The 6,531-nt window shown below is 60.5% G+C and carries 8 protein-coding genes; 6 read left to right on the top strand and 2 right to left on the bottom strand.

Annotated elements, in window-relative coordinates; all coding sequences use genetic code 11:
• Window positions 1-103 precede the first annotated feature (103 nt).
• The 3 genes from JUB11_RS29545 to JUB11_RS29555 all read left to right on the top strand — a co-directional run bounded on the left by JUB11_RS29545 (window position 104) and on the right by JUB11_RS29555 (window position 3,289).
• Complete coding sequence (locus tag JUB11_RS29545) at window positions 104-1,153, top strand: AI-2E family transporter (RefSeq protein WP_207462391.1); 1,050 nt, start codon at window positions 104-106, stop codon at window positions 1,151-1,153.
• A gap of 271 nt (window positions 1,154-1,424) precedes the next feature.
• Window positions 1,425-1,679: a DUF2934 domain-containing protein gene (locus tag JUB11_RS29550; protein ID WP_207462392.1), complete on the top strand. Its 255-nt coding sequence runs from the start codon at window positions 1,425-1,427 to the stop codon at window positions 1,677-1,679.
• Between the two features lie 98 nt (window positions 1,680-1,777).
• Window positions 1,778-3,289, top strand: a complete 1,512-nt coding sequence (locus tag JUB11_RS29555) for a phospholipase D-like domain-containing protein (RefSeq protein ID WP_207462393.1) — start codon at window positions 1,778-1,780, stop codon at window positions 3,287-3,289.
• Between the two features lie 129 nt (window positions 3,290-3,418).
• Here the strand turns inward: JUB11_RS29555 and JUB11_RS29560 are convergent, their stop codons facing one another.
• Window positions 3,419-3,748, bottom strand: a complete 330-nt coding sequence (locus JUB11_RS29560) for a hypothetical protein (RefSeq protein WP_207462394.1) — start codon at window positions 3,746-3,748, stop codon at window positions 3,419-3,421.
• Window positions 3,749-4,171: 423 nt separating this feature from the next.
• Here JUB11_RS29560 and JUB11_RS29565 point away from each other — a divergent pair, with 423 nt between their 5' ends.
• The 3 genes from JUB11_RS29565 (at window position 4,172) to JUB11_RS29575 (ending at window position 5,443) form a co-directional block, all read left to right on the top strand.
• Window positions 4,172-4,369 carry a hypothetical protein gene (locus JUB11_RS29565; protein WP_207462395.1) on the top strand — a complete coding sequence of 66 codons (198 nt, stop codon included), beginning with the start codon at window positions 4,172-4,174 and terminating at the stop codon, window positions 4,367-4,369.
• Complete coding sequence (locus JUB11_RS29570) at window positions 4,366-4,560, top strand: hypothetical protein (RefSeq protein ID WP_207462396.1); 195 nt, start codon at window positions 4,366-4,368, stop codon at window positions 4,558-4,560. The genes JUB11_RS29565 and JUB11_RS29570 overlap by 4 nt, the downstream gene beginning before the upstream one ends.
• A gap of 730 nt (window positions 4,561-5,290) precedes the next feature.
• A complete protein-coding gene (locus JUB11_RS29575; protein ID WP_207462397.1) occupies window positions 5,291-5,443 on the top strand; it encodes a hypothetical protein in 153 nt (50 codons plus the stop codon).
• Window positions 5,444-5,549: 106 nt separating this feature from the next.
• Here the strand turns inward: JUB11_RS29575 and JUB11_RS29580 are convergent, their stop codons facing one another.
• The gene (locus JUB11_RS29580) at window positions 5,550-6,335 is read right to left on the bottom strand and encodes a transposase (RefSeq protein WP_207462398.1); all 786 of its coding nucleotides are present in this window, start codon (window positions 6,333-6,335) and stop codon (window positions 5,550-5,552) included.
• Window positions 6,336-6,531 lie beyond the last annotated feature (196 nt).

Consider the following 6,531-nt stretch of genomic DNA (forward strand, 5'->3'; position numbering starts at 1 on the left):
CATGGCGGCGCCGTACGCGAGGGCCGCCGACAGTTCCCCCCATATTCGCACCCCTTCCGTTCCGTTAACGGAATCGGCCACCCAACAGCCGAGGAATACGTGCATGGACGGCCGGATCGAACGCAATGAGTGGCGAAGCAATGGCAGCCTTGTCCGCCGCCTTCTCATCGTGCTTGCCCTTTTATCCCTGGCCCTGCTGTCTTGGCGCCTGTCCAGCGTCCTGCTGCTCGCCTTTGGCTCGGTGCTGATTGGGATCGTACTGCGGGCAGCCGCGGATCTCGTCGTGCGCTACACGCCCGTGCCGGAGCGCTGGTCGCTCGCCGTGGCCGGCAGCGCCATGCTTCTGCTGATCGCCTTGGCAGGACTGCTGTTCGGTTCGCAGATCGCCTCGCAGTCCGGACAACTCGCGCAGCAGCTACCGTCGATGATTGATCACGCGATGCAGCGCTTCGGTATACAGGGCAGCTTGGAGCAGATGCTACAGGGCAAGGGAACCGCCGTTGCCGGCGGCATTCTGTCGCGTGTCGGCTCTTTCGGAATGGCGTTCGCCGGCGGATTGGCCAATCTTCTGCTTATGGTGATCGCAGGCGCCTTCCTGGCATCGGAGCCCCGTCTCTACCGCCGCGGCTTCGTCAAACTTTTTCCGCCGCGCGAGCAGGAACGGATCGAGGGGACACTCCTGACAACCGGACGGGCATTGCGACTTTGGCTGCTCGGCAAGCTCGCCACCATGGCCCTGGTGGCGGTCCTGACGACACTGCTCCTCTGGTTGGCCGGTGTCCCGTCGCCGCTCGCGTTGGGTCTGCTGGCGGGACTGGCGGAATTCGTCACGTTCGTGGGCCCCCTAGTTGCGGGCGCCGTGATCCTGATTGCAGCCTTGGCGGGCGGAGTGACGACTTTCGCCTGGGCTTTCGCCGCGGTTCTCGTGATCCAGCAGCTTGAATCCAACATCATTACGCCGCTCGTACAGCGGCGCGCTGTTGATCTGCCGCCGGCATTGTCTTTGTTCGCCGTCCTGGCGTTCGGCACCCTTTTTGGCACTCTCGGCCTCCTGTTCGGCGTGCCTCTCGCTGTCGTGGCCTATGTTGTCATCAAGAAGCTGTATGTCCGAGATACCTTGAAAGAAGCGACGCCGATCCTTGGAGAAGGCTGAGCGCCTGTCCAACAGTAAGGGCGACTCTTCTCGCACCACAGCACCTCGCCCTCATCGTTGATTTCGCCAGGTGCTCGCGAGGAACAAGCGTCATGGAAGGACCGGTACCTGGCGGGATCGGGCGTGGCGGTGCTGGCTTCGCCGCGTTCCTAACCAAACCCAAATGGGTAGAGTCGCGTTAAGCCGTCAGTGGATGGCGGACGCCACGTTCCGCTGTTTTGCGTGTTCCCATGTTCAGTCCACAACGAGCCACCCAATGGAGAGCAGAATCATGCAGGGCAGCAGAGACGAGATGATCCGTCAGAGGGCGTACGAGATTTGGGAAAGAGAAGGCCATCCGGAAGGCCGCCCGGAGGTGCACTGGACACAGGCGTCCCAGGAAATCGAGCGCGAGGAACGGGGGATTGAAAGCTCAAACGACTCCCGGGCCGTATCGACGGACCACCCGAGCGCGGTCGATCTGCAAAATGCCAGCGAAGCCCTGAAGGGCACCCCGCCCGGTTTTGGCTCTGCCAGCCGCGACTGAAGCGCCGTGCGCGCCGAGGGCGCCAAACTGACAAGGCTTCACCCATGATGCAACGGGACGGACCTGACACCCTCTCCTCGGCCGAGCCTGGGGAAGGAGTGATCCTGCGCGCCGGCCGGAATTGCTGGCGGCTTAAAGCCGCACACAGGGCGGCGTGTCTCATCGACGCCGACGCCTACTTCGCCGTGGCAAAGCAGGCCATGCTCCGGGCCAGGTGGTCCATACTCCTACTGGCCTGGGATTTCGCCGAAGGCGCTCCCCTGGAGCCTGGAAACCCAGATCCCGTCCAGCCGGACCAGATCGGAGACCTGCTTCAGAGCCTCGTAAACCGCCACCAGGGTCTGCACATCCGTGTGCTTGTGTGGGACAAGGCAGCTTGGCTCGCCCTTCAGCGTCGGCGCATTCCCGGCGTGGACGCTCTCCATCTCGACGGCGACCGCCTTCGTTACGTGTTCGATGATGCTCATCCGGCACTTACGGTTCTTCACCAGAAGGTGCTGGTGGTCGATGGTGCCGTGGCATTCTGCGGCGGCATAGATTTCGCGGCCAATCGCTGGGACACCCGCGCGCACCATCGTCGGGAGCCGCTACGTCACAAACCCTCCGGCCAGCCTTACGAACCGCACCACGATGTAATGATGCTGGTCGATGGTGATGCCGCGCGGTCTCTGGACGAGCTCGCCCGCGCTCGCTGGTGGCAAGCGACCGGAGAACGCTTGCCGCCTCCGCCCCTGGGGACAGATCCGTGGCCTGCAGAACTCGAACCGGATTTCCGTGATGTCCAGGTCGGCATTGCTCGGACCATGCCTTCCGGGCGAGAACAGCCGGAGGTGCGGGAAGTCGAGGCGTTGTACCTCGACGCCATCGCGGCGGCCCGTAAAACAATTTATCTTGAGAACCAGTATCTCGCATCGGACCGCATCGGGGATGCCCTTGCACGGCGCCTGGCCGAACCGGACGGCCCGGAGGTCGTAATCATCACCCCTAAAAGGTCACCGAGTTGGATCGAGCAGGTGGCGATGGACAACGCGCGCACCACGATCGCGCATCATCTGCACTCCTCAGACCAATTTGATCGCTTCCGCCTGTACGCCGCCGTCATTGAGGGCGTGGAGATCGTTGTCCATTCCAAGGTCATGGTCGTGGATGACCGGTTCTTGCGCATCGGCTCCTCCAACCTGAACAACCGCTCCATGGGCACTGACATGGAGTGCGACGTTGCCTTGGAGGTCCTGCCCGGTATGGACAACGAAATGGAGGTTCGGCGCGGAGTGCTGCGGATTCGGGATAGCCTCGTCGCTGAACATCTTGGCGTTGCGCCCGCGCGTCTCGCGGTGGCAATTGCCGAACAGGGTTCACTAATCCGGGCTATGGAAAGCATGAACGGCTCGACCAGCCGCAGGCTGGCTAATTTCGCGCCTCCGCAACCAGATCGGACATCGACTTTCGCCCATGATCGCCTGACCGATCCGTTGAGACCGCCCGGCCTGTGGGTTCGCCGTAAATCACACTCAAATCGGGGACCCCTGGTCATGGCAGTGCTTCTTGCCCTCGGAACTGTTGGCGCTGCCCTGTGGTTCGAGCGGAATTTCAAGAGCTGGCCAAGCTGAACCTCATCGGGACTGCGAACAACTATCACTATGCAAGCTGGAGAGCCGGTCGTCGGTTTCGGATCGGAACACCGGGTTCAAGTTAGCAAAACGTCGAAATTTGAATAGCATCAGACGCTCTGAGGGCGGTCATGAAATAATATAAGCTTCTTCTTCCACGCTCAACTTATGCGTACTTGCATCGTGAATAAAAATCATGCCATTTTGCGCTCTTGAATGTGCCGCAATATAGTCGAAGGCAACCGAGATGGTTTCAACTGTTTTTCTGCCGTCCTTTAGCGTGCCTTCGACCTTCATGCTGGCGGCAGTGGATCCACCGTCATTCGCAATTACAATATCGACCAAGCGCCGTCCATTGAAGCTTGATTGTCGTTCGATACTCGTCCGCAATTTTGGTGGAGAGCCCTGATTGAAAGCATCATGGAGGAGAAAATCGATGGCGCCGACCACCAGGAACAATCCGAGAAATCCCGTCACCTATTCAAGCGGCGGCATATCACTCCGACCCGGCGCATTCTTGTTGCTGTCGGTTTTTATGTCGGTTCTCGTCCGGCATAGCCGCGCTCCTATATTATCAACCGGGCGAGTGCTGAGCCAAGTGCGCTCGGGAAGAGGGTGTCACGCAGCGATGTCGGATTTGATCGGCTTTTTCTGCTTCGCCGTTGCCAATGTCTTGGGCGTGTTTGCGTCTCCAAACATGTAACCAGCGCTATTTCGGCCGTTCGAAAACGGGTATGTATGCGGGAGAAGATAAGCTCAGAGCGGCACAGAAGAGCGATGCCAACAAAGTAGATCAAACCCAACGTTACTACGTGACACCCTCTGTGGGCAGCCTCTCTTGCGTTGCTGACACGTTCATTCTGATGGGAAAACTTCGTCGGTATGAAGCTCACGGCCGAACAGAAGCGTTGGATCATGACCGCCGACCCAGACACCGGGGATCTGGACCCGGCCCCGGACTGGCTGACTGCGGAATGCCGAGCCCTCGGTTTGGTGTCGTGGTGGCCGCAGATGGAAGTCTGGCGGCTCACCCAAGCCGGATGGGATGAGTGGGAGGACCTCCAGTGGATCTGTTCTTGACCGACACCCAGAAGCTCTGGCTGCTATCAGCTCATCCTGACACTTGGGGAGATGCCCCCTACCCCGAAGACGACGTGATGATGGGGTGTGTGTGTCAGGGGTTGGTGATGATCATCGACATGGTGGCAACACGCTGGCGGTTGACGCCGAAAGGCGGTGATGTGGTGCGTCACTTGCGTGAGGTCGCGTAAGCTATATGCTCCAGCTCGTCCCGAACAAACAATCTTATTCTTGGCTTACGCAGTGTAGTAGCCAACGATTAAAAGTATAATGGCGATGATGAGAGCGTGGATTATAGGCACAATCTTCCCATTTGACGCTGATCCCCAACCAGAGAATAATATTTCTAGCCCCCGCCTTTCAGTGCCATGAGGCATTCCTACTGAGCAACTGTCAGATGCAACGAAGACCGCTCGCTGGAGGAAGACAGCCTTCGCGCTCACGACCGATCATCATGACGGGTGCGTCTGGTAAACACCCGCCTTCACAACAGGAGGGCAGCGAATCAGTGCCTGCCATTGGTCTATGGTGGAGTGCCCTATCAAAGGGTCCATGGCAGAAGACATAGGAACCCTCTTTCAGCGTCCCGGTTCCCGGATTGGCCGAACCGGGGGGAGGTAGATTGGACCAGAGGCATCAACAGCGCGAGGATGAAGTCAGTTCCTATTCCCCCTGTGGGCTTATGGACGGCCTCGCTTGCATTGATGACACGTCCATTCTGATGGGCAAAATGCAACCGCATGAAGCTCACAGCCGAACAGAAACGTTGGGTCATGACCGCCGACCCGGACTCCGGAGATCTGGACCCGGCGCCGGACTGGCTGACTGCGGAATGCCGTGACCTTGGGCTGGCATCGTGGTGGCCGCAGATGGAAGTCTGGCGCCTCACTCAAGCTGGATGGGACGAATGGGAAGATATCAATGGCGTTGCCCCTGTCCGACGACCAGCAGCACTGGCTTCTCACCGCCCACCCAGACACCTGGGAGCTGAAACTCCACCCTGACGACGAGGTGATGATGGCCTGCATCATCCAGGGGCTCGTCACGGTGGTCTACATGATGGGAATGTGTTGAAGACTGACGGCGACGGGTGGGAAGGTGGTGCGCAGGTTGCGCGCGGCAGCATAGGATTGCAGCTTGCACGCCCTGCGCCGGGTTTCTAACTGATTTTTATTGCCCACTACGATCCTGGCTGTGGGCGACTGAGAGATACGTGTGCTCCCGCTGAACTGAAGGGGGCACACATGGCCCAGATCAAGCAATCGCGATCGTGGCGCGGCTCCAGGCGCTTGTGACGCAAGAGGCGCCCGAGAACGCGTTCAACAACGGAGCGCACGGCCCCCAGGCCGGAGCCATGCTCGGTTCCGGCCTTGCGGATCAGCGGCTGGATGCCCTCATGCAGGCAGGCCGCACGGTTCTCGCGGCTGTCGTAACCGGCATCCGCATAGACCCGGGCGATGGAGGCGCAGGCCACCCGGGCCAAGCGGAGCAGTTCAGGGAAGAGGACGGTATCGGGCACATTGGCCGCTGATGCGACCGCGGCAACGGGCAGCCCATCGGCGGAGACGGCGAGATGGTACTTGGTGCCGGGCTTACCGCGGTCGGTCGGGTTCGGACCGGTCAGGTCTCCGCCGTGCCTGGCGCGCACGCTGCTGCTGTCGACCACGATGTTCCAGGCTTGTGCCGCGGCCTCTGGTCCGGAGCGGACCATGCGCAACAGCACACGGTGGACACGCGGCAGCACCGCCCGCGCCGCCCAGTGCAGCAGGCGCCGATGAAGTGTCGAGCCGCTGGCCCGCTCAGCGGCGGCGAGCAGCCTTCGCCAGCACAGACCGGTGCCGGCGAAGGCTTCCAGAGTTCTGATGACATCGCTCGTCGGGCAGCTGGGCCGACCACGCCCACCGGATGGATGCCTCTCGATCCAGTCAATGGTCCGCGCAATCAGATCCAGCGTCGTCGGGCTCATCTCCGCCTCCCAAGCAACCCAGGCTTTAGCAGGTCGGAAGCGAACTGGCCCAGAGCAACCGGCCACCAGCGGGCTATCAAGCAGATCCGATTTCTGAAAACGCGGCCTAGGGTCAAAACCCAATCAGAGACTTGATTCGTCTGGAGAAACGTGATTCCAAAGCGTTATGGAGGCTTTGGAGGTTCCCATGCGCGAG

The organism is Azospirillum sp. SYSU D00513 (assembly GCF_017356015.1).
GTDB lineage: Bacteria > Pseudomonadota > Alphaproteobacteria > Azospirillales > Azospirillaceae > Azospirillum.

Coding starts and splice junctions, on each gene's coding strand:
- JUB11_RS29545 (WP_207462391.1), top strand. CDS start 104: ATGGACGGCCGGATCGAACGCAATGAGTGGCGAAGCAATGGCAGCCTT.
- JUB11_RS29550 (WP_207462392.1), top strand. CDS start 1,425: ATGCAGGGCAGCAGAGACGAGATGATCCGTCAGAGGGCGTACGAGATT.
- JUB11_RS29565 (WP_207462395.1), top strand. CDS start 4,172: ATGAAGCTCACGGCCGAACAGAAGCGTTGGATCATGACCGCCGACCCA.
- JUB11_RS29575 (WP_207462397.1), top strand. CDS start 5,291: ATGGCGTTGCCCCTGTCCGACGACCAGCAGCACTGGCTTCTCACCGCC.
- JUB11_RS29580 (WP_207462398.1), bottom strand. CDS start 6,335: ATGAGCCCGACGACGCTGGATCTGATTGCGCGGACCATTGACTGGATC.